The organism is Streptomyces daqingensis (assembly GCF_014645895.1).
Taxonomy (GTDB): Bacteria; Actinomycetota; Actinomycetes; order Streptomycetales; family Streptomycetaceae; genus Streptomyces; species Streptomyces daqingensis.
In genome coordinates, this window is sequence record NZ_BMMP01000003.1 from 348,465 (window position 1) to 372,279 (window position 23,815).

The following is a 23,815-nucleotide window of genomic DNA, read 5'->3' on the forward strand; positions in this document are numbered from 1 at the left end:
GCTCAACCCTCCATCACGAAGCCGTGGTGGGCGATCTCGATCGTCTCGACGGCCACCTTCGGCTGCTCCGCGTTGAGCACGGGCCCGGTCCAGCGCACCGGCACCACCTCCAACAGCCCCCACCGGGCGACGGGTTGACCGTCACCCGTACGCGCCTCGATGTGCGCCGTCTTGCGGCTGAAGCCCGTCGTCATCGACGCGAACCAGCGGGCCACCTTCTCCGTGTCGCGCGTAAGGGGCCGCGACAACTTCACGTTGGGGTACTTCAGCCGCGTGGGAAGCTGCCAGATGTGGTGGTTGTTGCCGCCCTCCTCGCGCGGCTCCAGCACCACCTCGGCGCCAAGGCCCTGGCAGCTGTTGAACGAACCGAGCTCGATGTCGTCGATGGTGACGACGAAGCAGACGCTGACCGCGGGATCGTCGGTGGCCGGCATGCCCAGCTCCTCTCTCCCGGCTCGTCCCGGGCTCGGTGTCGGTCAGTCGGTAAGTCGGTTGGTGCGGTGGGGTGTTCGGTTGTCGGTCGGGCGTCGGTCCGTGCCGTGTGCCGTTCAGTGCCGTGTGTTGATGAGGAAGCCCGCCCGCTCACGGTCCAGTCGCAACTCCGCCTTGAGCATGCGGCTCAGCGGGGCGAACAGCGCCCTGACCAGCTCGTCCGTCACCTTCGGTGCGCCACCCGGTCCGCCCGGCGACCCTGGGGGGCCGTGAGCGTCCGGTCGGCCGGGCTGAGCGGCGGGGCCGTGGCCCTCGTCGGACACCGGCTCCGGCTCGGGCTCCGGTTCCGGGGGCGGGTCGACGGGGTCGTCGGGGACGTGCGGCGGGGGCGGCGGTTCGGCTGCCGTGTCCGTGGCGGGAGCGTCCGAGTCGGCGTCCCGCTGGACGGTCGGGGAGCGGAAGACGACGGAGCCGTCCGCCATGCGCTGCGCCACACCGGCAGCTACGGCCACGGCACCGGCGTCGGGGGGTGGTACGGAGGCGCCGCGCGGCTCGCGCAACGGCGCGCTGACGGGGGTGCGTTGGGCCAGGCGCTGGACCGGAGGCTTCGGGGTGGTGACGGGGCCGACGACGGGAGCGTGCGCGGCGGCAGCGCCCGGGGCCTCAGGCTGGGCCGTGACGGTTCGCTGTACGGGCGTGACCCCGCTCGGCGCATCACCACCGGCCGGGACGAACGGGCTCGCTGTCCGGGCGCTGCCAGTGGTGTGGGTTTCGGGTTCGCTCCACCGGACGGGGACGGCCGGAGGGGTGTCGTTCAGCGGAGCCGACGGGGCGTAGCCGGTCGGAGTCTCCGACGGGACCTCTGCCCCCGAGAACAACTGGACGGAGCGCTGGGCGACAAGCGGCGCGACCTGCTCGGGACTTCGAGTCGGCAGGCTGGGCAGGGGCGTACCGTCCTCGGCCGCCCGCTGAAGGGGAACGGGGTCGTACGTCGCGGCAGGCGCCGGGGCCGGTCCCTGCGACGCCGGGCTCTCTCCCGTCTCCGCGGAGGTCTCCTCCGTCCGGGAGACCGTCGTCAGCGGGTCGTCACCGAGCAGCGGCCGGGGCGTCGTGCCGGTGTCCTCGGCGTCGGACGGTAAGGACTGCGAACCCGCCTGTGCTGTCGGCTGGTTGAGAGGCGCGACCGGCTGAGGGGTATGGGCTGCCGCGGCCCTCTGTGCGGTAGGCGGCAGGCTGTGCAGGGGCTCGCCGAGGCCCAGCCCGCGGGACCTGGGAACTCCGGACGGGGGAGTGTCGGTGGGGCCCTCGTCGGTGGCCGCGGCGGTCGTCGGGGCAGCCGTCACGGGTGGGACCGAGCGCTGTACGGGAGCGGAAGCGGAGGTCGACGTGTCGACAGAGCTAGCGCTCGCACTGGCCGTGGCGCTCGGACGTGGAGCGACCGTCAGCTGCGGCAGCTCCCGCAGCGAGGTCTGCAGCGGGCGGGCGGACGCCAACGACGTCTCGACAGCGGTTCTTTGGATCGGCACGGGGCTGGTGGCGCCGCTGCCGTGGGCGCTCCGAGAGGCGAACTCCGGGACGCCCGGCTCCTCTTCGGCGTCGCGGCTGACGGTGAACGCGCTGGTGAGCCCGTGACCGAGCCCGGAAGGCGCCTCCGGACTGACGAGATGGCCGAGCGGCTTCTGGAAGGTGGTGTCCTGCCAGGCACTCAGCGAGCCGCGAAAGCCCACCGGGTCGGTGAGGAGGCCGGGAGCCGTCAACGCACGCTGCACTGGTGGCAGTTCACCCCATGCGGGAACGCTCGGCGCAGATGCCGGCGGCTGCGTCTCCGCGCGCGCGGACGGCGCGCCGGCCGGTGTCTCCGCACCGTCTCGGCGGCCGGTCAGCCAGGACAGCAGTCCCATCGCTTTCTCGTTCCCCCTCACTCTCGCTCGTCTCGCGTCGTCGCCGTCAGCCGCCCAGCCGGGCGATCTGCTCCACGTACCGCAGGCGGTCGGCGTGCTCCAGATCGAGGATCTGGTCGAGCGACCAGTGGAAGTGGTAAGCGACGTACGCGACTTCCTCGTGGATGCGGTCGGCCGCGTACGTCACGATTCCCCCAGGCGACCACCGCCGGCGAGGTCCACCGCGAAGCTCTCCTGGCACGACGGGCAGGTCACGGCGGCCCGCGAGTGGCCCTCGGCGTTGATACGGCGGTAGAAGTCCTGCAGAAAGGCCAAGTCGGAGGCGAACAGGTCCTCCACGATGCCCGGATGGACGTCCTCGACGGTGCCCAGCCGCACCAGCACACGCGAGATCAGCACCACCGACAGGTACGCCGAGTTCTCCCGCACCCGGTCGTCCCGCAGCGGGATCAACTCGTCCCGGGCGGTGGCCAGTCGCATCACGCCCGTACGGTGCACGGTGCCCGACTCGTCGACGTACCCGCGCGGCAGCTCGAAGGGGAACTCCGTGCGCAGCGCTTCCGGACGCGGCGACGGCGAGCCGCCGGCAGCCGGTTCAGGGGAGTCGGTCCGGGACGGCGCGACCGCGGTGTTCGTACGCCGCATCAGTCGACTTCCATGTTCTCGTACGTGATCACGAGCTTCTCCGTGAGCACTGAGGTGTCGCCCGCCTTGAGAGTGCTGATCTCAAGGGACTTGGGCCATGCGTTGATGAGCTTGTAGCGCTTGATCGGCACGCCCTCGTAGTCGTAGACGATGATGGCCCCGTGGCGCCGGGCGCTCTGCATCCGCCCGAACCGCGAGTCCTTGATCCATCGTTCGAAGCTGTTGTCCTCCGTCAGACCGCGGGTGAGCGTGACCTCGCCGGCCTTGGGACGCCCGGGCAGCTTCTTGATCGCGTACTTGCCGTCCGTGCTGTTCTGCTTCAGCTCGATGACGTCCTGCTCCATCTTCAGACCACTGACCTCGGTGATCTGCCGGATGAGCACGGCGTCCAGTTCGAGTCCGAAGGAATGCCCGACCGAACTGTCGAGATCGGGGAGTGGCATGCCGGCCTCCTTGCCTGCGTCGCTCACGTCGTTGCTGGTGGCGGGATCAGTGGTGCTGTCCGGCCTCGGCTGTCAGTCCTCGGCGCCGGTCAACGGCTGTCGCTGTGCCCCGACTTGGACGCGGTGGTCCCTCGTCCGGCCACTCGTCGTCGGGTCACTCGTCCACGGCGCCGGAACCGCCGGAGAGCTGCGCGAGCCGGAACACCACGAACTCCGCCGGCTTCACCGGGGCGACGCCCACTTCGCAGACGACCTGGCCGTTGTCGATGCTCTCCGGCGGGTTCGTCTCGTTGTCGCACCGCACGTAGAAGGCGTCGTCGGGAGTGAGGCCGAACAGGGCGCCCTTGCGCCACTCGTTGACGAGGAACGCCGACACCGTCCGCCGCACCCGCGCCCACAACGCGTCGTCGTTGGGCTCGAAGACGACCCACTGCGTGCCCTCGAGGATCGACTCCTCCAGGTAGTTGAAGAGCCTCCGCACGTTCAGGTACCGCCACGCCGGGTCGCTGGAGAGGGTCCGGGCGCCCCAGATGCGGATGCCGCGACCGGGGAACGCCCGTATGCAGTTCAGGCCGATCGGGTTGAGCAAGTCGTGCTCGCCCTTGGTCAGTTGGGTCTGCAGTGCGACGGCGCCGCGCAGCACCTCGTTGGCCGGGGCCTTGTGCACGCCGCGCGTCTCGTCGTTGCGCGCCCACACACCGGCGATGTGGCCGCTCGGCGGGATGAGGGTGTTGCGTCCGGCACCGGCGTCGAACACCTTGATCCACGGGTAGTACATCGTCGCGTACTTGGAGTCGAAGCCGGTGCGTTCCATGCGCCACGTGCGCGCCTGCTGCGGGCTCAGACCGGGCGGGGTGTCGAGGATCGCGACGCGGTCGCCCATCGCCTCGCAGTGCGTGATGATCCCCTGCTGGACGGAGATCACCGTCTCCAGATTCAGCACACCGCGCTCGTAGGCGCTCATCAGGTCCGGCGCGGCGACCATCGTCACGTCGTCGACGGCCTCCAGCCCGCCGAGGCCCGTGCGCTGGTCGGGGTCGCCCACGTAGGAGTCCGTCGACAGGTCGTCGGGAGCGGACGCCCCGCCGGCCCCCACGACCGGCGGGGCAGCCAGGGTCACCGACTGCGCCTCCGGGCGCGCCGGTGCGGCGCCCTTGCCGGGCTCCTCCAGCGAGATCAGCGACGACTGGGCCTTCACCTTCGTCGCGACGTTTTCCTTGCTGCGCTTTGCCGTGACGGAGGGGTACGTCTCCTCGACGCGCCCGTCCCGCTTCACGACGAGGGTGAAGACGTCCCGCGGCGGGTCCTCCTCGTCCGGGTCGGTCACCTCGACGGTGATCTCACCCGTCACGCCGGGGAGCGTCCGTACGACATACGGGCCCAACTGCGCCTGGGCGCCGGCAGGAAGCTCCTTGCCTGCCTCCTGGTCGGTGCCGCCGATGCGTACGACGTAGCAGATGCCGCCGCCGTTGGCGAAGAAACCGTGCACGGACGTGGCGAGGTACGTCCCCTCGACGAAATCGCCGAACACCGTGGTGAACTGCGTCCAGTTGGTGATGAGCGTGGGCTCGTTCAGCGGGCCCTTCTGCGCGAAACCGATGAATGCGGCGACCGACGTCCCCACACCTTGGATCGGGCGGGAGCCGGACTCCACCTCTTCGACATAGACGCCCGGCGACAGGTACGACGGCATGCCACGCTCCTCCTTGACCTGGACCTCGAAGTCCTGACCTTGGTCGGGAAACGCAGGCGATTCTTCTTCTTGCCCTGGATCATCTGAAAGGGCTTTCGGCCGCCCCCGCGTACAAGACCGCGTGCCCGAAGGTGCAGCGGGCGGTGCCTTGTTGCCGTGACGCGCGCTTGAGCTGAGTGCCCCTGCCGGTGGCGATGCTGGCGGCCATGTCCGGGTGTATCGGTCGGGGGCGTACGGGTCACGGGGTCGGCGGTGCCGGCCGGGTGGCGCGGTGAAGACGGCCCCGGAGAAGTCCGCGAAGGCTTCTGCCAAGTCTCCGCCGGAGACGGGGCGTTCGGCGACGGTACAGCAGACCGCCGAGGCGGCGGCACCGGCAGCCCCCACGACATCCGGTAGGGGCCTGGACCGCCGAAGTCTCCAGCGCCTGCAGGGGGTTGCCGGCAACGCGGCGGTCTCGCGTCTCGTCGCGCAGCGCTACACGGCACCGGTCAAGCCGCCGCCGTCCAGCGCGCCGGGCTTCCACAAGGTGACTTCGGATGTGGCGGCGAAGAAGCAGAAGGTCGCTCAACATCCGCCCGCGGAGGGCGAGTCGAAGTCGGCGCAGGACGCTGCGAAGGCGCCGGACGACGACAAGGAAGCCCAGGGCAAGGTCGCCAACTCCGAGAAGATGGACGAGGCGAAGCCCGGGGAGTTCGACAAGCAGGCCTTCATCGACGCCGTCAACAAGGCCATCGCCGACCAGGCGCCGAAGAACCTGGACGAGGCGGAGAAGTTCTCGGAGTCGGGCAAGGCCGAGAACGTCAAGGAGCAGGTCGACGGGAAGGTCTCCGACGGCAAGAAGACCTCCGCGAAGGACATCGAGTCCGAGACCAAGGCCGACCCCGACACGTCCGCGGCCAAGGAAAAAGAAGTCAAGCCGATGTCGCCGGACAAACCGCCGGCGAACCCGGGCGCCCCCGATGCCGAGGGCGCCGTCCCGGACAAGCAGCCGCCCGAGGTCACGGACTTCTCCGACGGCCCGAAGGCCAACGACAAGGCGATGGCGGACGCCGAAGTCACCGAGGAGCAGCTGAAGAAGGGCAACGAGCCGGAGTTCGACGCCGCGCTGGGGGAGAAGAAGAAGGCGGAAGCGGACTCGGCGAAGGCACCGGACAAGGCCCGAGGCGCTGAGAAGGAGCAGCTGGCCGCGGCCAAGGAGGGCGCCGCCGCCGAGGGCACCAAGGCGATGGCGGCGATGACGGCCAAGCGGGGCGAGGCCGGGAAGCAGGTCGAGGGCGGGAAGAGCGAGACCAAGTCCAAGGACGAGCAGAAGCGCGAGCAGGTCACAGCGAAGCTGCAGAAGGTCTTCGACGCGACGAAGAAGGACGTCGAGGGAATCCTGGACGGACTGGACAAGAAGGTCGACGACCAGTTCACCAAGGGAGAGCAGGCAGCCCGCAAGGCCTTCGAGGCCGACCAGTCCCGCCGCATGAAGGAGTACAAGGACAAGCGGTACTCCGGCTTGACGGGCAAGGCCCGCTGGGTCAAGGACAAGTTCGCCGGCCTCCCGGACGAGGCGAACCAGCTCTACCAGCACTCCCGCAAGCTCTACGTGAACAAGATGCAGGGCGTCATCTCCTCGATCGCGGACACGATCGGCGCCGAGCTCGGCAAGGCGAAGACACGCATCAAAAAGGGCCGATCGCAGCTCGAGGCGGAGGTCGACAAGCTTCCGCAGGATCTGAAGAAGTACGGGCAGGAAGCCGCCAAGGACTTCGCCGGCAAGTTCGACGACCTGGAGTCCGAGGTCAACGACAAGTCCAAGCAGCTCGTGTCGGACCTGGCGACGAAGTACACCGAGGCTCTCAACAAGGTCGACGAGCGGATCAAGGAGCTCCAGGAAGCCAACAAGGGCCTCATCGAGAAGGCCAAGGACGCGATCGTCGGCGTCATCAAGACCATCAACGAGCTCAAGGATCTGCTGCTGGGAATCCTGGCCAAGGCCGCCAGCGCGATCATGAAAATCATCAAGGACCCGGTCGGCTTTTTGAAGAACCTGGTCAAGGCGGTCGGCGCCGGCCTGGAGCTGTTCATCAGCAACATCGCCGACCACCTGAAAAAGGGTCTTGTCGCCTGGCTGCTGGGCACGGCGGTCAAGGCTGGCATCGAACTCCCGGCGAAGTTCGACCTCAAGGGCATCATCCAGCTCATCGCCTCCACGTTGGGCCTGACCTGGGACAACATCCGCGCCCGCGTCACCCGCAAGGGCGTCCCCGACAAGGCGATGGACGCGGTCGAGTCCCAGGTGCCGGTAGCAAAGGCACTCGCGAAGGAAGGCCCGTCCGGCGCGGCCGACGAGATCTCCGCACAGGTCGGCGACCTGAAGTCCACGATCCTCGAGGACCTGAAGTCCTACCTGATCCCCACGGTCATCATCGCGGGCATCACCTGGATCGTCTCCCTGCTCAACCCGGCCTCCGCCTTCGTCCGCGCAGTAAAAGCAATCATCGACATCGTCTCGTTCGTGGTGAACCAGGGCGCCCAGATTGTCGAATTCGTCAACGCGGTCCTCGACGCGGTCATCGAAATAGCGAACGGCGGCGCGGCGGGCGTACCCAAGATGGTCGAGACGGCGTTAGCAGCGAGCATCCCGCTGTTGATCGGGTTGTTGGCTTCGCTGCTCGGCATCGGTGGGCTTGCCAACAAGGTCAAGCAGGTTATCCAGAAGGCGTCCAAGCCGGTTAACAGGGCGATCGACAAGATCGTGGACAAGATTGTCAGGGCTGGGAAAAAGCTGTGGCGGAAACTGAAGGGGAGAGGAAAGGAGGGTAAGGAGGAAAAGGGAAGTCGTAAGCGTGACCAGCGAGTAGATGCACTCGTAACTGCTTATCTGAAGAGCCAAGAGCTTGAAGAGTGTTCCGTTGAGGAAGCGCGGCAGGTAGTTGGGCGAGCCTTAAGAAAATTCAAGAAGCACGGACTAAAGGCTATATCGATAAATTCGCCCTCCGGTGATGAGTCCATCGTGAACATCACTGCGAGTCCGACGCGACCTGTTATGACTCTCTGGTTTCTCAGGGCGCTTGTAAGTGCGCTGAGTTCGCGATTTCGAGTCAAGGATCTATACGGAGAGGCCTTCGGAAGCAAGAAGGGTGCCAGAAAGTATAGCTGGATTACCGCACGAGTCCCGACAATCGCGATTGGAACGCTAGGGCGATCTGATGGCTATAGCGAGAGCATCCGAGGGGAGAGTCGGGCGACCTCGCGAAAGTTCAAACAGGCCGTGACTAAGTACTTCAAGGATAATCCAAATGGAAGTAAGCCGATTCCAGAGATTGTCCGAGACGCTAACCATCGTGGCTGGCACGCGGAAGAAGAAGTCATATCCAAATTCACTGACGAACAGCAGCGCCTACTCCCCGCCGTTAATATTCTCTCACGTGATTCCCCCGGAGGGAAACCGGGGGCCAGCCTGATGATCAAAGTAACCCGAAGCCCGTGCCCCCTTTGTGCCACGCTGATGCGCAATCTTCAGGCCTCCGTCCGAGGCGACTGGCATCCCAACTTCAGAGTTGTGACGAGCTCTATAGGGCTATATTCGGGAGGTGAAGTTGACTTCACCTTCCGCCGGCCTGTTCCGAGCACTGGCCCTCGTGAGGGTGGAGTAAAGGGGATACAGGTGCTCCGAGCTGCCGGGATAGAGCAGCGCGTGTTGACACTGCATGATCCGTCTTTCGACGAGGTTTTCGACGCCTATAAAGCGGGCACTATCAGTAGCGCTGACCTGACCGGTTTCATACGCATGATGTTTGGTCGAAATGACAAATATGCAGATGAGCTGAGGCGTGCCGTCGGTCAGGTGACGTTCACGATGTAATTTGGGGAGGTTCAGTGTCACGGGCAATCATTTTTCAGGACCTGACTCGAAATGGCTGGGTCAGCGCCTCTGAAATCTCCGAAAAGCTAAACTTTCTTGACCTGCTCTTCGTGAATCGAGAAAACTCAATTCGCCTTACAGAGGACGTCGAGGCTGGATTGCTGTTGATCACTCTGACTCCTGTGCGTGACCCAGGCGATCAAGGGGAGTTTTATTTCTGGGTCGCCCCGCTTGCGGGAGAGCAGGAATCTCGCTTCTGTGAAATCCTTGAGAGTAGGAAAGGGACACTTACTGCGAGATCCGTGGATGATTTCGTCGGCGCGCTGGATCAGGTAGGAATTCGGAGTCATTTGAACTACCCGAGTGGCTGAGCAGCGGAATCTATTGCCACGAGCGTGCTTGTGCGCTTGTCCGCTCAACTCAACTGGGCGAGATAGGGTCCGAACTCCGAGGCAAGAGTTAGGCGGCCCAGTTTCTGGTACTCCCGCTGCACCGCGTGGATCAAGTCCCGCATCGCCACCGGCGACCCGGACTCCGCCGTAAGGTACGCAGCTGTGATGGCGATGGACCTGATGTTGCCGCCCGCAAGCTCGAAGGACTCCGCGCAGAAGTCGAGGTCCAGGCCCTCCGCGTGGGGGAGGAGCGGGGCCAGGCAGCGTTGCCAGAGGACCAGGCGCTCCGCCGCTTCCGGTAGGGGGAAGTCGATGACCAGGTCCAGGCGGCGGGTGAAGGCGTCGTCCAGGTTGGCGCGGAGGTTCGTGGCCAGGATGGCGAGCCCGTCGAACGTCTCCATGCGTTGCAGCAGGTACGCGCTCTCGACGTTCGCGTAGCGGTCGTGGGCGTCCTTGACCTCGGAGCGCTTGCCGAAGATCGCGTCCGCCTCGTCGAAGAGCAGGACACCGTTGATGCCGGCGGCCTCCGTGAAGATGCGCTCCAGGTTCTTCTCCGTCTCACCGACGTACTTGTCGATGACCGTCGACAGATCGACCGTGTAGAGGTCCAGGCCCAGGTCGGCCGCGATGACCTCCGCGGACATCGTCTTTCCCGTACCCGAGTCGCCCGCGAAGAGTGCCGTGACGCCCCGGCCGCGGCCGCCGCCCGGGCGCATGCCCCATTCGCCGAGTACGCGGTCGCGGTGGCGGGCGCGGGCCGTCAGCTCGCGGAGCTGAGCCAGGGGATTGGGCGGGAGCACCAAGTCGTCCCAGCCGACGGCCGGTTCGATATGGCGGGCAAGGCGGTCGAGGCCCGCGGCGTTCTGGGCGCGGGCGCCTGCGCGGACGTGGTCCGGGGTGAGTCCGCTGCCGCTGAGCGCTGCCGTCTGTGACGTGGCGCGGGCCGCGCCCGCTATCTGGTCCGGAGTGAGGAGGAACGGGGAGAGGGTCCGGGTCAGGTCCAGGTCCGACGGGACGTCCCCGGAGTACGACGCCTTCCAGAGTCCCGCTCTGGCCGTCGGTTCCACTCGCGGGGCCTGGAGGAGGAGCGGGGGGTGCTTCGACCACGATGCGTCCCAGGGCGCGCGGCCCACGAGGATCACCGGGGCGTCTGCCTCCGCCAACTGCCGGATGGCGGCGACCTTTTCCGGCAGGAGTGCGTCCACCGGGCCGCAGACCAGGCCCGCGCCGGTCAGCCGCGCCTCACGTGTCAGGACGCGTACCGCCTCTGTCGTGTTCGGGTCCTCTGCCAGGCGGTGCAGGTCGACGCCGAGGGGCGTGCGGCCGGAGCGGATGAGCGCCGAGGCGGCCAGTGAGGTGCCCGCGCCGCCCTGGTCCTCCCGGAGGTAGGCCAGCCGGACGCCGTCTCCGAGGGCGCGCGCCAGGGGAGCCGGGTCGCCGACGCCGGGGACGTCCGGGCGGGGGACCAGCAGATCGGCGATGCGCGGGTCCGGGGTGTCGTCGCCGAGGAGGTGGGCCGTCACGCGGTCGGGGACGCGTAACGCGCGGGCCAGGAACGGCCGTTCGGGTTCCTCGACGAGGAGGAGCCCTCCTGCCCGCAGCGGGGAGAGCGGGTGGAGACGGGCGCGGGCGGTGGAGTCCGCCGGCGGCATGCCGCAGAGGCCGAGGGCGAGGCCCGCGCTGGGACGGCGGCGCGTCACGTCGTCGTTGAGATAGCCGTAGAAGGCCTCGAAGCGCTCGTCGAGGTCGGGGAGGAGGGAGATGAGGAGGATGTCGACGTCCAGGGCCGACAGGGCGAACTCCCGGGCCAGGGCGTGGAGTCGGGACGTGGCGTCTGCGCCGGACTCCGCCTCCGACAGCCGGTCCCGCTCGGTCTCGGAAGGGGCGGGGAGGGAGCGGCCCTCTTCCAGGAGCCGGAGCACCGCCTCGTCGTTGAGGTAGAGGCCGCGGAACTCGTCGTCCGGGTGGGGGTCGGTGGCGCGTCGGAGCTCCACCGCCCGGCGGACGCGTTCCTCGATGATGACGGCGCGGGCCAGCAAATGGCGCAGCGAGACGTCGAGTTCGGCCCCGTTGGCTCCGTCGGCGCCCTCCGGGCCCCCGGGCGGAGTCTCCCGCGTCATTCGCCGCCCTCGGAGATGCGGGAGGCGATGCCGCCGCGACGCGTGCGCGCACGGGGCTCAGTGTCTGCTCCGTCGTCGGCCGCGCGGGGTGGCGCACCCGGGCGCGTGCCGTAGATCGGCTGCTTCACGCCGTTGGGTGCGGTGCGGTACGCCGTCGGCTCGTTCCCCGGCCGTTCGTCGGGCGGCGGGGCGTCGAAGAAGCCCAGTTGCAGGCCCTCGTCGCTGACCGGCGGACCGGCCGGATAGACGGGGGACGCGGTGGCCGGGACGCTCACCACCAGGTCCAGCGACGGCTTCAACTCGCCGCCCAGCGCACTCCACACGTCCGCGAACGAGCGGTCCGAAGGCGGCGGCAGCGCAATCGTCATCGGGACGGCGACACCGATCTCCGCGAGGGTCCCGGTCAACCGCTCGGCAGGCAGCGCCTCGTACTGGAGGAGGCATGTCAACAGCGAGGAGAGCAGACGGTGTTCGTCCTCCGGTCGCTTCGTCCACGCCGTGATCAGGTAGGACAGCTTGAAGTAGCGGGGCGGGCGGCGGCGGGCCACGACGATGCCTTGCTCGTCGTACTGGTTGTGCAGGCCGCGTTCGCGGAGCTGCATGTGCTCGCGGATGTCGTACAGATACAGGTTCACCGTAGGGGCGTTGACCGTCGCCGCCCAGTCGCGGGTGGGCGCGTCGAAGACGACGGCGATCTGCCCGCCCTCCAGCGGCTCCGCGCGGAACAGGGCGCGCAGCGCTTCGTCGACCTCGTGGATCACGGTGCTTCCTCCCAGCTAAGCGTCGTCGCGCTGCCCTTCCGTCGAGATGCGCTCAGCCCCTCCCCGCGAAGTCCGGTGGTTCCAGGTGCCGGTGGACGACCAGGAACGGCTTCTGCAGTCGGGCCAGCGCACGGACGTCGGCGCGCAGCTTTCGCGGACCGATCTGGTCCTTGCGCAGTACCAGCACCGGTGCCTCGAACTCCCCGTCCCGGCCGACCCGTACGGGGGAGCGGGCGGCGGTGATGCCGGGCTTCCACGTCAGGCTGACCGTGCTGCCCGGGGGGAAGTCCTTGCCGCGAGCCAGTACGGCCTGGCCGGGCGGTCCGGCCTTCGGCGTCACCGTCAACTTCGGCTGCAGGATGCGGAGATGGGCGCTGTCCTTGTTGTCCTTCCGGTCGGGATCGCTGGGGGCGCCGCTGACGGTGGCTTTCAAGTCGCCGCTCTCCGCCTCGCGGTAGACGGCTGCCTGTGCCACGACGAGCCGGGCGCCCGGCTTGATGCTGCACGGGGAGCTGAGGGTGCAGCCGGTAAGGGGGCCGAGGGCACGGCGCTTCGCCTTGTCCGGCTTGGGCCACTCGGCCGTGACGACCACGTTCTCGGCCGTCTTGGGGCCCGCGTTGGTGAGCACGAAGCGGGCGACGGTCTGCCTGCCGACGTAGTTCTTGGCGGGCACGACGCTCGTCTCCACCGCGACGTCCGCCTCGTTCGGCACGGGCGGCGCCAGCACGGTGAACTCGGCGGTGTCCTTGCCGGTGTTCCCCGCGGAGTCGGTGGCCTCGCAAGTGACCTTCGTCGTACCGACCTTGAAGCGAGAGCCGGACTCCGGCTCGCAGCTGACGGGGAGTTCGCCGTCGACGGCGTCGATCGCCGTGGCGGGGAAGTCGATTTCGGCTCCGGACTTGCCCGGGGCTTCCACCGTACGGTCGTCCACCGTCACCTCGGGGGCGTCGACGTCCTCGACGGTGATGGTGATGACCTCCTGGTAGTCCGGCACGGGCTCTCCGGGGCCGCCCGGTCCTTCAGGGTCGCCTCCGGGACCTTCGGGGTCACCGGGTCCTTCGACGTCGCCGGGACCTTCCGGGTCACCGGGTCCTTCGGGGTCGCCGGGTCCTTCGGGGCCACCGCCGGGCCCTTCCGGATCACCTGGTCCTTCGGGCCCACCGGGGTCGCCGCCCTCCGGTCCACCGGGGTCGCCTCCCTCCGGCCCGCCCGGCTGTCCCGGCCCCGGCCCGCCCGGATCCCCGGGGTCACCAGGCCCCCCGTCGTCGCATCCGTCACCGGACCCGCCGCCGAGCAGCCCTCCCAGCAGGCCGCCGAGCGCGCCCAGGGTGTCGCCGCCCGTCAGTCCCGCGAGCGCCCCGCCCACCAGGCCGACCGTGCTGCCGTCGCATCCGCCGGTGCCGGCGATCGCGCCCGCTGCCGCTCCGGCGATGAGGCCGCCGTCCGCGCCGCCGACGCCGCCGACCGCGGCGCCCGCGATGAGGCCGCCCTCGGAGTCGCCCGTGCCGGCGATGAGCCCGGCCGCAGCCCCAGCGGCGGCCGTCCCGTCCGCGCCGCCGACCGCGCCCGCCGCCGCACCGACGATGGCTCGGCCGCCCGAGTCGGCGCCCGCGCCCGGTCCCGCGTCTGCGCCCTCCAGTCCCGCCACATACGGGTCGCGGTTCTGGTGGGCGGCCGCGTCTTCGACGACGGCGTCCGGTGCACTGCCGTCCGGCAGCTTTCCGTCGGCGAGGAACTGGATCGTGCACTCCAGGTCGGTGCCCTGCGGCGCGTCCTTGTCCGCCTTGACGGTCTCCGTGAACGTGGCCGTCTTGCCACTGGTCACGGTGCTCGTCGACGGTTCGAGGGTGACCGACAGGGACGGATCGCAGTCCAGGGTCTGGTAACTGATCGTCGTCGGAAGGTTGGTGAGGCCTTCGACGACCTTGTCGGAGACCTTGTCGCCGTCGATGCCCTCGAAGAGCTCGCCGTTGGTCTCCTCCACGACCTTCGTCGCCTGGTTCGGCTCGTGCGTCGGGTCCTGGTTGTCCTCGTCCCCGTTGCCGTTGTCGCCGTTCCCGTTGAGGCCGTCGCCCAGCTCCGTCTCCACGTCGACGGCGAGGACGCGAACTCCCGCCTCGCGCAGAGCACTTGTCGTGTCGCCGAGGGAGTGGCCGAGGCTCGGGTCGTGGCTGGAGGCGTCGCCGACGAGGACGACGACGGGACTGGCGCCCTCCCTGAACTCGGTCTGGCCGCCGCTGCCGTGGGCGATCTGCCACAGCGCGTTGATCCAGTCCTCGGCCGGGCCGTTGCTCTGGTAGCCGCGGTCGGTGTCCAGGCGGTCGACGCCGTTCTGGACGTCGTCCATGTCGTCGGTGAGGCCCTGAAGCACCGTGTAGGCGCGGGGCCCGTCGGTGACGTCGCCGTAAGTGGCCACGGCGAAGCGGGCGTCGGGCTGCTCGTCGGTCACCGACTGGGTGATGCTCCGAAGGTTCTCCTGCACGTCGGCGATCGGCGGCCCCATGCTGCCCGTGCCGTCGACGAGCATCACGACGTCGGGCCGCGGGGGCACGACGGGTGTGCGCACCTTCTTCTCGACGGTCAGCGACTCGCCCGGCGAAAGGGATTCCTCGACGCGGTCGGGGGTGACGCTCGGACCGCGGTCGCCTGGCTTGGACCACGCCACGACACCGGGCAGGAAGCTGATCGCCAGGACCAGTACCAGTGTCAGTGCGCCGATGTGCAGTGCGGCAGTCCCGGTCAACAGCCGTTTGACGGAGTCTGCCGCGGTGCGCCGTCCCGCCGCGCCGGGTCGTCGAAGGCGCTGAACACCCCGCACAGAAGCCCCCCTTGTGGTCCGCAGATGCGCGCTTCACCCTGGCCCGCGAGCCCCGCCGGTGGAGAGCGGAAGGGAGCCAACCCTTCGGGTACGGGCCCGTGCCCGAACGTGCATCGAGGCCGGATGCGTGTCGCAGAGAGTCCGGCGGGTGCCCCCTCTGTACCTCCACCGCCCCTCCTGGTCCCGTAACTCGCGCCTCTCACACACGTGTCGGGACCGGGGCCAGCGCCCGCCGCCGCAGCGGACAGACGCTCCCCGTCACCTCGTGCTCAGGGCCCCAGGGCCGAGCTCTGGGCTCAGATCAGCCCCTGCCGCAGCGCGTACGCCACCGCGTGCGAGCGGTTCCGCAGGTTGAGCCGCGTCATCACCGCGTGCAGCACGTTCTTGATGGTCCGCTCCGAATAGGCGAGCTTGAGGGCGATGTCGGCCGTGTCGCACCCCTCCGCGACGAGCCGCAGCACCTCGATCTCCCGCGTGGCGAGGCCCGTGAAGTTCAGTCCGCGCGGCCCCAGCACCTCCCCCTGGAGCTTGCCCACCTGTTCGAGGAGCGTGCCGAGCAGGTCCGGCGGCACATGGCCCTCCCCGTTGGCCACGGCCTTGATGACCTTCACCAGGCGCTCCGGCGTGGCGTCGGCCCGCCGTACGATCCCCACGAAGCCGCATTCGGCCGCGCTGAGCAGCTGCTGCTCGTCGATGTGCGTCGTGACCAGCACCCCCCGCGCGGCGCTGGTCCGGTGGATCTGCCGTAACGCCCGTAACACCGATTCGTCGACGGCGTCCGCGACGACGACCACCACTTCGGGCGGTTCCTCCGCGTCCTGGTCCACGAGCCGCACTTCGGGCCGCGTCCGCAGATGGCTGGCCAGACCCGCCTGCGAGATCGGGTCCTGGGCCCGTACGTCGACGGTCACGCGGTCCACGGAAGTGTGCTGGTTCATCCCGTGCTTCCCTCCCCCTCAGTCAGGCGCCGGTGCGCCTGCCTATGTGCAATCGGTCTCTCTTCCAGTCGCTGCCGTTCTGTGCGGCAGAAGGCTTCCCTGCCGTCCGTACGGTGCGAAAGAGGGCACAACACGATGGCTCAGAGAGAACCCGCATTTGCCCGAAAGCGTTCCTGTCCGGCCGCTGCTCGTAATGCCGGTGTGAACGTACGGTGCGCGCCATGAGTGTTTCGGCGAGCCTCGACGAGTCCACCGTCAGCCTGGAGCCCGGCAGCGAGGCGGCCCTACCCGTCCAGGTGCTCAACTCGGGCACCACGGTCGAGGAAGTCCGCTTCGAGGTGGTCGGGCCCTGCGCGGGCTGGGCCGCTGTCGAGCCCGAGAGCCTGTCGCTCTACCCCGGCGCGTCCGGTACCGCGACGATCACGCTGCACCCGCCGCGCAGTTCGTCGGTCATGCCGGGCGAGACGCCGCTGGGCCTGCGCGTCATCCCCACAAGTGACCCTGCGCAGACGGTGGTTCCCGAACGCTCCGTCGAGATACTGCCGTTCAGCGACGTCACCTCCGAGATCGTTCCCCGCGCCTCGCACAGCGCGTGGAGGGGACGTCACGAGGTCGCCGTCGACAACAGGGGCAACACGCATGCCTCTTTCGACCTGGAGGCGCGGGAGGAGACCGAGCGCGCGCGGCTGGTCTTCGAGCCGGCGCAGCTGGACGTGCCGCCGGGAGAGGCGAAGTTCGCGAAGCTGAGGGTGCGGCCGGTGCAGCGCGTGTGGCGCGGCGCGCCCGTCACCCATCCCTTCCAAGTCCTCGTCGCCCAGCGGCCGTTGGGGGACGGCGCCGAGCCCGCCATGCCCGTGGTGCTGGACGGCACGTACGAGCAGGAGGCCATCCTGCCGCGCTGGCTGCCCCGCGTGCTCATCGCCGCGGTGCTGCTGGTGGGGCTGCTGGCCGGGCTCTGGTACGGGCTGCTGAGGCCGACGGTGCGGTCGGCGGCCAAGGAGGCCATCACGCCGGAGGCCATCAACTCTGCGGAGGCCGAACGCGCGAAGAACGCGGCCGCGGGTGGGAAGGGCGCGGGTGGCGGCGCGAACAGCGGCGCGAGCGGCTCGGGCGGGCAGAGCAGCGGCCGCAACGGCGGTGGCGCGAACGGCTCCGGTGGGGCGGGCGGTGGTGGTGGAGGCGGCGCGCCGAAGAGCGCGCGTGTGCAGGTCAAGGACTCCGTCGGCGGCGGTGCGACGGACAAGACCGCGTACACGGTCGAGAGCGGCAAGGTCTTCTCGCTCACCGACATCGTCGTGCAGAACCCGCAGGGCGACTCGGGCACTGTCGTCGTCTCCAGCGAGGACGGGCAGGTGCTCGACCTCGCGCTGGAGAACTTCCGCGACTCCGACTACCACTTCGTGACTCCGATCGAGGTCTCGGCCGGCGGCAAGATCACCATCTCCATCACCTGCCGTCAGGTGGGCAAGCCAGTGAAGGCGCCCAAGCCGTCCCAGTGCAGCGAATCGCTGTTCCTCGGCGGCTCGTTGAGCGACGCGAAGGGCGGCTGACGAGCACGCCGGGCCGGGGTTCCCACTTCCGGGGCGCGTACGGCCGCACGCCGTACGCGCCTCCTTCGTCCGGACGGCGTGCGTCCACCACGAGGCGTCGTCCTCAAGACCCGTGCGAGGCCGACGAGTTCGCGCGCCGCAGACAGCCGGGGGCAGGCAGGGCGGCCCGGCGGTCCGGGGGTCCGGACCGCGTGCATCTCCGCCCTGCTGGTCCCCGCGTGGGCAGAGCCCGCCCCCACAGGAGCGCGGCGGCTCACTCGGGAGGTGGCTCCTCCTCCTCTTCGGCTTTCGCGTCGCCGGCGGCGCGCTGCACGAACGAGCCCTGCACGTCCGCCGGTTCCTCCTCCTCGTCCTCGGCCTGTCGCTGAACGGCGGCGGCCGGGGAGGGGGCGGACGTCGCCTCCGCCGCGGGACCGGAAGCCGTGCCGGACGCGGGTGAGGGCTGCGCCATGACGCGTTCGGCGTTGGCGCTGGCCTCCTGCTCGAACCGGTCGGACGGTTCGCTCACGCGGATGCCGCCCGGCGCCTCGGTCCCTTCGACGGGCCCGCTGCGCTGCTGGATGACGTGGGTCAGCTCGTGGGCGAGGGTGGTGCGGCCCTCGTGGGACGAGGGGTCGTAGGCGTCGCGCTGGAAGACGACGTTGCTGCCGACCGTGTAGGCGCGGGCGCCGACGTCCTTCGCGGAGTCGTGCGCGGCGGAACCGGTGTGGACCCGTACGTCGGAGAAGTCGGCGCCGAGCCTGCCCTCCATGTCGGTCCGCGTGTCCTGGTCCAGGGACTGCCCGTCGGAGGAGGAGATCACGTCGTGCACGGAGGACCTGGCAGCGGGCTGCCCGGCGCCTTCCTCCTGCTCGCGCCCGTCCCCGGCGCCCTCCCGCTGCACCATCGACGTCACGGCGCTGTTGCCCACCGTCCGTTGCAGGGTTCCCATGCCGGACCGGCCGACGACGTCCGTCCTGCCGGAGGCGGCGGCGCGCAGCAGATGCGGCAGCTCCGCCTGAGCGTGCGTGTCACCCGGCGTGCCGTCCCGGCTCAGCACCTCGTCGTGTTCGTGGCCGTGCTCCCGGTCGTGCTCGTGTGCGCGCATCGTGCCGCTCCCCCTCGAACTCCGCCGCGTACGAACGTCGTTACGGGGGCCCAGCGTGACGGGGCGGGGGCAGAGCGTAAAGGACGTACAGCGGCACCGGAGGTGCACTTCCGCTTGCCCTTTCGGGAAAAACGGCCCGATCTGGGGCGGGGAGCGCCGGTGCCGGGGAGGTCCGGTTGCGCGTGAGCGGCGGCCGCACGCTCACGCGCGACCGCCGCCCGGCGTACGTCCGAGGGGGCCGTCAGGCCTTCTTGCGCTCCCGCACCACGGTGTCGGGCCCCGGTGACATGACGGCCTCGTGGCCGTCGTCGAAACGCACCCGGTAGGGCGGTTCGCCGTCCGTGCCCAGTACTTCGACGATCTCCGCGACGCGGTCGTGGTCGCCCACGACCCGTCCGTGCACCAGCAGGCTGTCGCCCGTCTTCGCTCGCATCAGGAGGACCCTCCTGTTCGCAGGGTGTGCACGGAGGGTTCCGTGCAGTCCGCACTTGTACCTTTCCGTACCGATAAGTCTACGGCGGAGCGGTGAACTGCGCCCGGGCTGAGGCCCGTCAGGTGCGGCCCGCGAGGCCCGTCAGGTACGGCTCCGGCGTACGACGGCTATGCAGACCAGCACCGCCACCGCCGTCAGAGGCGCTGCCGCGGAGAGGTCCTCTCCCAGCAGTAGAACCGACCAGCCGAGTGTGAGCAGCGGCTGCGCGAGCTGCGTCTGGCTGGCCCTGGCCACTCCCGCGACGCTCAGCCCGCGGTACCAGAGCGTCAGCCCGAGCAGCTGCGACCCGGCGGCCACCCACAGCAGTCCGAGGACCGCGTGCACGGTCGGCCCGCCGGAGGGCTCCAGGGCGAGGGCGACAGCGGCTCCCGGCACGGCGAGCGGCAGGCACCCCACGAGCGACCACCCGACCACCTGTGTCCCGGTCAGCTCGCCCACCAGGCGCGCGCCCTCCGCGTACCCGGCGGCGCACAGCAGCAGTGCGACGCCCAGGAAGAGGTCGCCGGTGGTGGGGGCACCGCCGGACTCGTGCAGGGCGAAGGCGATGACGGCCGCCGCCCCCGCGAGGGCGGCTCCCCAGAAGACGCGGGAGGGCCGTGCCCCGGTGCGCAGCGAGGAGTACAGGGCGGTCGTCAGCGGGAGCAGGCCGACGACGACGGCGGCGTGCGCGGTGGTGGACGTCTGCAGGGCGAGCGTCGTCAGCAGCGGAAACCCCACCATGACGCCCGACGCCGCGACGGCCAGCCACGGCCAGTGGCGCCGCGCCGGCACGGGGACGCGGAAGGCGGCGACCAGGACGCTCGCGAGGACGGCCGCCAGCAGCAGCCGCAGGAAGGTCGCCGACCAGGGACCGAAGCCCTCCAGCGACCAGGCGGTGGCGGGGAAGGTGAGGGAGAAGCAGACGACGCCCAGCGCGGCGAGCAGCAGCCCCCGGCCACCCGCCCGGGGTGCGCTCTGGGCGGTCCGCGCTGCCGGTGCGGCAGCTGCGGGGGCCGCCGGTGCGGATGCCGCGGGGTGGCGCTGCGACTGTGCGTCCGTCGCGTCGGGCTCCGCTCCGCAAGGGGGAACCGCTACTCCCTGCGAGCCAATAGCGCTATCGTTGTCTCTCATGCATGAGCGTAGCAGCGTCGCTGAACTGGCGAAAACTCTCCGTGCGGATCTGAACCGCTACTTGCCAGGTGAGAAGCTGCCGTCGAGCCGGGAGCTCGTCGAGGCTCATCGCGTGAGTCCCGTGACCGTCTCCCGCGCACTCGCCCGCCTCGCCGCCGAAGGGCTCGTCGTCACCCGCCCCGGCGCCGGGGCCTTCCGTGCGGAGTCGCGGACGGCGCCGGCGGTGAAGGGCGACACCTCCTGGCAGGAGGTCGCGCTCAGCGCGGACGCCTCCGCCGACCAGGTGCCGCGCAGCGTGGACGCCGGGGGAGTGCTGGCGACGCTGGCGGTGCCGCCCTCCGGCGCCGTCGAACTCAGCGGCGGGTACCTGCCCGCGAACCTGCGCCCCGAGCGCGCGCTGTCGGCGGCGCTCGCGAGGGCGGGGAGGCGCCCCGGGGCGTGGTCCCGGCCGCCGGTGGAGGGTGTCGAGGAGCTGCGGGACTGGTTCGCGAGGGACATCGGCGGCCCCTCGGGAAGCGTCTCGGCCGCGGACGTGCTCGTCACCTCGGCCGGCCAGAGCGCCATCACGACCGCCCTGCGCGGGCTCGCGGCACCCGGGGCGGCGATCCTCGTGGAGTCCCCGACCTACCCGGGGCTGCTCGCGGCGGCGCGGGCCTCCGGGCTGCGGCCCGTTCCCGTGCCCGTCGACGCGGACGGGGTCCGGCCGGAGCTGCTCGCCGAGGCGTTCCGCGCCAGCGGAGCGCGCGTCTTCGTCTGCCAGCCCCTCTTCCAGAACCCCACCGGCGCCGTACTGGCGGCAGAGCGGAGGGAGGCCGTCCTCGCGGCCGCCGCGCAGGTCGGGGCATTCGTCGTCGAGGACGACTTCGCCCGCTGCCTCGCCCACGAGGACGCCGGCCCGCTGCCGCCCCCGCTGTGCTCGGAGGACGCGGACGGCCGGGTCGTCCATCTGCGCTCCCTGACGAAGATCACGTCGCCGAGCCTGCGCGTGGGGGCGCTCGCGGCGCGCGGGCCGGTGCTGGAGCGGCTGCGGGCCGTGCAGACAGTGGACAGCTTCTTCGTCTCGAGGCCGTTGCAGGAGGCCGCGCTCGAACTCGTCGGAGCGCCCGCCTGGCAGCGTCATCTGCGCACGGTGGCGGGGGAGTTGAGGAGCAGACGGGAGGTCATGCTCACGGCGCTGGCCCGCCGGCTGCCCGACCTGGTGCCCGTCCGTGCCCCCCGCGGCGGCTTCCATCTCTGGGCGCGCCTGCCCGCCGGCACGGGCGAGGCGGCGCTCGTGGGTGCCGCGCTGCGGGCCGGGGTGTCCGTCGCCGCTGGACGCCCGTACTTCCCCGCCGAATCACCGGCGCCGCATCTGCGGATCAGCTTCGCACCGGCGAGCGGAGAGGCCGACCTGGTGGAGGGCGTACGGCGGCTGCGCGACGCTTTCGAGGAGACTGGCGGCCGCAGTGCGTCACCGTCCGGAAGCGGTGCGGCCGGCCCGGCCGCGCGGGAGTGAAGCACCCATCTGCCTGGGCGCTTCCTTCCCCGTACGACCCCTTCCTCGCGGTGCCTCGGGACGGCAGCCCCGCGGCCGGCTGCGAGGTCACCGGCCGAGCCAGCCGCCGTCCACGGGGAGCACGACGCCGTGCACGTAGTCCGACGCCCGCGAGGCGAGGAAGACGGTGGCGCCGGCGAGGTCCTGGGGCCGGCCCCAGCGGCCCGCGGGGATGCGGTCGGAGATCGCGGTGCTGCGGTCGGCGTCCTCGTACAGCGCCTTGGTGTTGTCGGTGACGATGTAGCCGGGCGCGATCGCGTTGACCGAGACGCCGGACGCCGCCCACTCGTTGGCGAGGGCCTTGGTGAGTCCGGCGATTCCGGACTTGGCGGCGGCGTAGGCCGGGACGAAGACGCCGCCCTGGAAGCTGAGCAGCGAGGCCGTGAAGACGATCTTCCCCCGGCCCCGTTCCACCATGCGCCTGCCGAGTTCACGGCTGAGCACGAACTGGCTGTTCAGGTCGACCTGGACGACGTGGTCCCACGCCTCGTCCGGGTATTCGGCAGCAGGGTGGCGGGCGATCGTCCCGGCGTTGTTGACGAGGATGTCGACGGGACCGTGGTCCCTCTCCACGTCCTCGGCGAAGCGTGCGACGGCCTGCCGGTCGGCGAAGTCGACGCGGTAGCCGCTGAAGGCGCGGCCGTGCCGGGTGACCGCGTGCTCCACGTCGCTGCCGTGGGCTTCGAGCCGGGCGCTGGCACCGACGATGTCGGCTCCGGCCTCCGCGAGGGCCTCGGCCATGGCGAGGCCGATGCCGCGGCGGCATCCGGTGACGACGGCACGGCAGCCGGACAGGTCGAACAGCTGAGAAACGGCGGGCGGGAGGGACGGCACAGTGAACTCTCCTTCTCTTGCGGGGTGTTGCCGGTTTCGCGTGGGGTGCGGGTAGGGCGGAGCGGTGCCGGTCAGGCGCCCGAAGCGGTGCAGTCGACGAGCACCTTCATCTCGCCCGCGCCGCCGCCCTCCAGCGCCGCGAAGCCCGAGGCCGCCTCGGCCAGCGGGACGACGGTGGAGATCAACCGGGCCGCCGGGACGGCTTCTTCGGCGACCAGCTCCACGGCGCGCTCGAAGTCGGAGCGGTCGTAGAGGCGGGCGCCGACGAGGGTCAGCTCCCGCCAGAAGAAGCGGTGCAGGTCGACGGTGCGAGGCCGGCCGTGGATGGCCACCAGCACCAGCCGTCCGCGTACGGACAGCGCCTCCACCGCGGTGGTCATGCCGTCGGCCGCGCCGGAGACCTCGAAGGCGACGTCCGCACCGGCGCCGCCGCTCCACTCCTGGACGCGGGCGGCCACGTCGCCCGCCGCGTCGACGGTGCGCAGGCCCAGCTCCGCGGCGAACGCCCGGCGTCGCGGGTCGAGTTCGGCGAGGAGCACGTCGGCGCCCGCACCGGCGGCCACCGACGCGATGAGCAGCCCGACCGGCCCGCCTCCGACGACCAGGACCTTCTCCCCGGCGGCGACCCCGCCCCGTCGCACGTCGTGCACCGCCACGGCGGTGGGCTCGACCAGAGCTGCCCGGTCCAGCGGCAGGTCCCGCGGGAGGCGGACGAGGAGTCCGGCCGGGACGGTCCACCGGCCGCGCAGCGAGCCGGGCGAGTCGATGCCGACGAAGTCGAGCCGGTGGCAGATGTGGCTGTTCCCCGCGTGGCAGGCCGGGCAGTCGCCGCACCAGCGCAGCGGCATCACGGTGACGGCGTCCCCGGGCGCCCAGCCCTCGACGCCCTCGCCCGTCGCGGAGATCCGCCCGGACATCTCGTGCCCGATGATCGCCGGCAGGGCGACCCGGGAGTCCATGTCGCCGTGGAATATGTGCAGGTCGGTGCCGCAGATGCCGGTGTAGGCGACGTCGACGGTGACTTCACCCGGGCCGGGCGCCGCCACCGGGGCCTCGCCCGCGGTGACGGTGCGCCCGCCGGTGTAGAAGGCGGCAGTGGTGTGGGTCATGAGGGTTCGCTCGCTTCCGCTCAGGCGTGTGCAGGTGGGGTCGGTCGTGTGACAGCGGCGGTCGTCCGGCGGGCCCGGTCCGGCACGGTGCGCCGGACCGGG

At 70.3% G+C, this 23,815-nt stretch carries 19 protein-coding genes; 4 read left to right on the forward strand and 15 right to left on the reverse strand.

Annotated elements, in window-relative coordinates:
- Positions 1-2 precede the first annotated feature (2 nt).
- The 6 genes from IEY56_RS06560 to IEY56_RS06585 form a co-directional block, all read right to left on the reverse strand.
- Positions 3-434: a phage tail protein gene (locus IEY56_RS06560; RefSeq protein ID WP_045865548.1), complete on the reverse strand. Its 432-nt coding sequence runs from the start codon at positions 432-434 to the stop codon at positions 3-5.
- A 114-nt stretch (positions 435-548) separates the two neighbouring features.
- Positions 549-2,201, reverse strand: a complete 1,653-nt coding sequence (locus tag IEY56_RS06565) for a hypothetical protein (protein WP_229711660.1) — start codon at positions 2,199-2,201, stop codon at positions 549-551.
- Positions 2,202-2,379: 178 nt separating this feature from the next.
- Positions 2,380-2,520: a DUF6760 family protein gene (locus IEY56_RS06570; RefSeq protein WP_175439794.1), complete on the reverse strand. Its 141-nt coding sequence runs from the start codon at positions 2,518-2,520 to the stop codon at positions 2,380-2,382.
- A complete protein-coding gene (locus IEY56_RS06575) occupies positions 2,517-2,978 on the reverse strand; it encodes a hypothetical protein (protein WP_189036111.1) in 462 nt (153 codons plus the stop codon). Before IEY56_RS06575 ends, IEY56_RS06570 begins: the two co-directional genes overlap by 4 nt.
- Complete coding sequence (locus IEY56_RS06580; RefSeq protein WP_189036112.1) at positions 2,978-3,421, reverse strand: phage tail protein; 444 nt, start codon at positions 3,419-3,421, stop codon at positions 2,978-2,980. The genes IEY56_RS06575 and IEY56_RS06580 overlap by 1 nt, the downstream gene beginning before the upstream one ends.
- A gap of 154 nt (positions 3,422-3,575) precedes the next feature.
- Positions 3,576-5,114 (reverse strand): phage tail sheath family protein, encoded by a 1,539-nt coding sequence (locus IEY56_RS06585; RefSeq protein ID WP_189036113.1) that lies wholly within the window; start codon positions 5,112-5,114, stop codon positions 3,576-3,578.
- A gap of 271 nt (positions 5,115-5,385) precedes the next feature.
- On the opposite strand from IEY56_RS06585, the gene IEY56_RS28305 reads away from it, so the two are divergent.
- Both IEY56_RS28305 and IEY56_RS06595 read left to right on the forward strand, forming a co-directional pair.
- On the forward strand, positions 5,386-8,967 hold the full coding sequence (locus IEY56_RS28305) for a phage tail protein (protein ID WP_229711661.1): 3,582 nt from the start codon (positions 5,386-5,388) through the stop codon (positions 8,965-8,967).
- Positions 8,968-8,981: 14 nt separating this feature from the next.
- A complete protein-coding gene (locus IEY56_RS06595; protein ID WP_189036114.1) occupies positions 8,982-9,338 on the forward strand; it encodes a hypothetical protein in 357 nt (118 codons plus the stop codon).
- Between the two features lie 44 nt (positions 9,339-9,382).
- Here IEY56_RS06595 and IEY56_RS06600 read toward each other — a convergent pair whose 3' ends face one another.
- The 4 genes from IEY56_RS06600 to IEY56_RS06615 all read right to left on the reverse strand — a co-directional run bounded on the left by IEY56_RS06600 (position 9,383) and on the right by IEY56_RS06615 (position 15,996).
- Positions 9,383-11,479, reverse strand: coding sequence for an ATP-binding protein (locus IEY56_RS06600; protein WP_189036115.1), 2,097 nt, complete (start codon positions 11,477-11,479; stop codon positions 9,383-9,385).
- Entirely contained in the window at positions 11,476-12,240 is a 765-nt protein-coding gene (locus tag IEY56_RS06605) for a Pvc16 family protein (RefSeq protein ID WP_189036116.1), read from the reverse strand. Before IEY56_RS06605 ends, IEY56_RS06600 begins: the two co-directional genes overlap by 4 nt.
- A gap of 52 nt (positions 12,241-12,292) precedes the next feature.
- Positions 12,293-14,983, reverse strand: coding sequence for a VWA domain-containing protein (locus IEY56_RS06610; RefSeq protein ID WP_229711662.1), 2,691 nt, complete (start codon positions 14,981-14,983; stop codon positions 12,293-12,295).
- Positions 14,984-15,354: 371 nt separating this feature from the next.
- Positions 15,355-15,996: a helix-turn-helix transcriptional regulator gene (locus tag IEY56_RS06615; RefSeq protein WP_078895817.1), complete on the reverse strand. Its 642-nt coding sequence runs from the start codon at positions 15,994-15,996 to the stop codon at positions 15,355-15,357.
- Between the two features lie 221 nt (positions 15,997-16,217).
- On the opposite strand from IEY56_RS06615, the gene IEY56_RS06620 reads away from it, so the two are divergent.
- Positions 16,218-17,546 (forward strand): COG1470 family protein, encoded by a 1,329-nt coding sequence (locus tag IEY56_RS06620; RefSeq protein WP_189036117.1) that lies wholly within the window; start codon positions 16,218-16,220, stop codon positions 17,544-17,546.
- 253 nt (positions 17,547-17,799) lie between these two features.
- Here IEY56_RS06620 and IEY56_RS06625 read toward each other — a convergent pair whose 3' ends face one another.
- The 3 genes from IEY56_RS06625 to IEY56_RS06635 all read right to left on the reverse strand — a co-directional run bounded on the left by IEY56_RS06625 (position 17,800) and on the right by IEY56_RS06635 (position 20,236).
- Complete coding sequence (locus IEY56_RS06625) at positions 17,800-18,633, reverse strand: eCIS core domain-containing protein (protein ID WP_189036118.1); 834 nt, start codon at positions 18,631-18,633, stop codon at positions 17,800-17,802.
- 241 nt (positions 18,634-18,874) lie between these two features.
- Positions 18,875-19,066, reverse strand: coding sequence for a DUF1918 domain-containing protein (locus IEY56_RS06630; RefSeq protein WP_189036119.1), 192 nt, complete (start codon positions 19,064-19,066; stop codon positions 18,875-18,877).
- Between the two features lie 141 nt (positions 19,067-19,207).
- Positions 19,208-20,236 carry a DMT family transporter gene (locus IEY56_RS06635; protein WP_189036120.1) on the reverse strand — a complete coding sequence of 343 codons (1,029 nt, stop codon included), beginning with the start codon at positions 20,234-20,236 and terminating at the stop codon, positions 19,208-19,210.
- Between IEY56_RS06635 and IEY56_RS06640 the strand changes: the two genes are divergently transcribed.
- Positions 20,235-21,731 carry an aminotransferase-like domain-containing protein gene (locus tag IEY56_RS06640; protein ID WP_189036121.1) on the forward strand — a complete coding sequence of 499 codons (1,497 nt, stop codon included), beginning with the start codon at positions 20,235-20,237 and terminating at the stop codon, positions 21,729-21,731. The two genes, IEY56_RS06635 and IEY56_RS06640, sit on opposite strands and share 2 nt — an antisense overlap.
- A gap of 87 nt (positions 21,732-21,818) precedes the next feature.
- On the opposite strand, the gene IEY56_RS06645 is transcribed toward IEY56_RS06640, so the two are convergent.
- On the reverse strand, positions 21,819-22,604 hold the full coding sequence (locus tag IEY56_RS06645) for an SDR family oxidoreductase (RefSeq protein ID WP_308424120.1): 786 nt from the start codon (positions 22,602-22,604) through the stop codon (positions 21,819-21,821).
- A gap of 71 nt (positions 22,605-22,675) precedes the next feature.
- Positions 22,676-23,713 (reverse strand): zinc-dependent alcohol dehydrogenase, encoded by a 1,038-nt coding sequence (locus IEY56_RS06650; protein ID WP_189036122.1) that lies wholly within the window; start codon positions 23,711-23,713, stop codon positions 22,676-22,678.
- Positions 23,714-23,815 lie beyond the last annotated feature (102 nt).

What these genes read in the sequence shown, in the direction of transcription:
- IEY56_RS06650 (WP_189036122.1), bottom strand. Translation starts at nt 23,713, where the DNA reads ATGACCCACACCACTGCCGCCTTCTACACCGGCGGGCGCACCGTCACC.
- IEY56_RS06580 (WP_189036112.1), bottom strand. Translation starts at nt 3,421, where the DNA reads ATGCCACTCCCCGATCTCGACAGTTCGGTCGGGCATTCCTTCGGACTC.
- IEY56_RS06575 (WP_189036111.1), bottom strand. Translation starts at nt 2,978, where the DNA reads ATGCGGCGTACGAACACCGCGGTCGCGCCGTCCCGGACCGACTCCCCT.
- IEY56_RS06560 (WP_045865548.1), bottom strand. Translation starts at nt 434, where the DNA reads ATGCCGGCCACCGACGATCCCGCGGTCAGCGTCTGCTTCGTCGTCACC.
- IEY56_RS06630 (WP_189036119.1), bottom strand. Translation starts at nt 19,066, where the DNA reads ATGCGAGCGAAGACGGGCGACAGCCTGCTGGTGCACGGACGGGTCGTG.
- IEY56_RS06600 (WP_189036115.1), bottom strand. Translation starts at nt 11,479, where the DNA reads ATGACGCGGGAGACTCCGCCCGGGGGCCCGGAGGGCGCCGACGGAGCC.
- IEY56_RS06620 (WP_189036117.1), top strand. Translation starts at nt 16,218, where the DNA reads ATGAGTGTTTCGGCGAGCCTCGACGAGTCCACCGTCAGCCTGGAGCCC.
- IEY56_RS06585 (WP_189036113.1), bottom strand. Translation starts at nt 5,114, where the DNA reads ATGCCGTCGTACCTGTCGCCGGGCGTCTATGTCGAAGAGGTGGAGTCC.
- IEY56_RS06615 (WP_078895817.1), bottom strand. Translation starts at nt 15,996, where the DNA reads ATGAACCAGCACACTTCCGTGGACCGCGTGACCGTCGACGTACGGGCC.
- IEY56_RS06625 (WP_189036118.1), bottom strand. Translation starts at nt 18,633, where the DNA reads ATGCGCGCACACGAGCACGACCGGGAGCACGGCCACGAACACGACGAG.
- IEY56_RS06635 (WP_189036120.1), bottom strand. Translation starts at nt 20,236, where the DNA reads ATGAGAGACAACGATAGCGCTATTGGCTCGCAGGGAGTAGCGGTTCCC.
- IEY56_RS06640 (WP_189036121.1), top strand. Translation starts at nt 20,235, where the DNA reads ATGCATGAGCGTAGCAGCGTCGCTGAACTGGCGAAAACTCTCCGTGCG.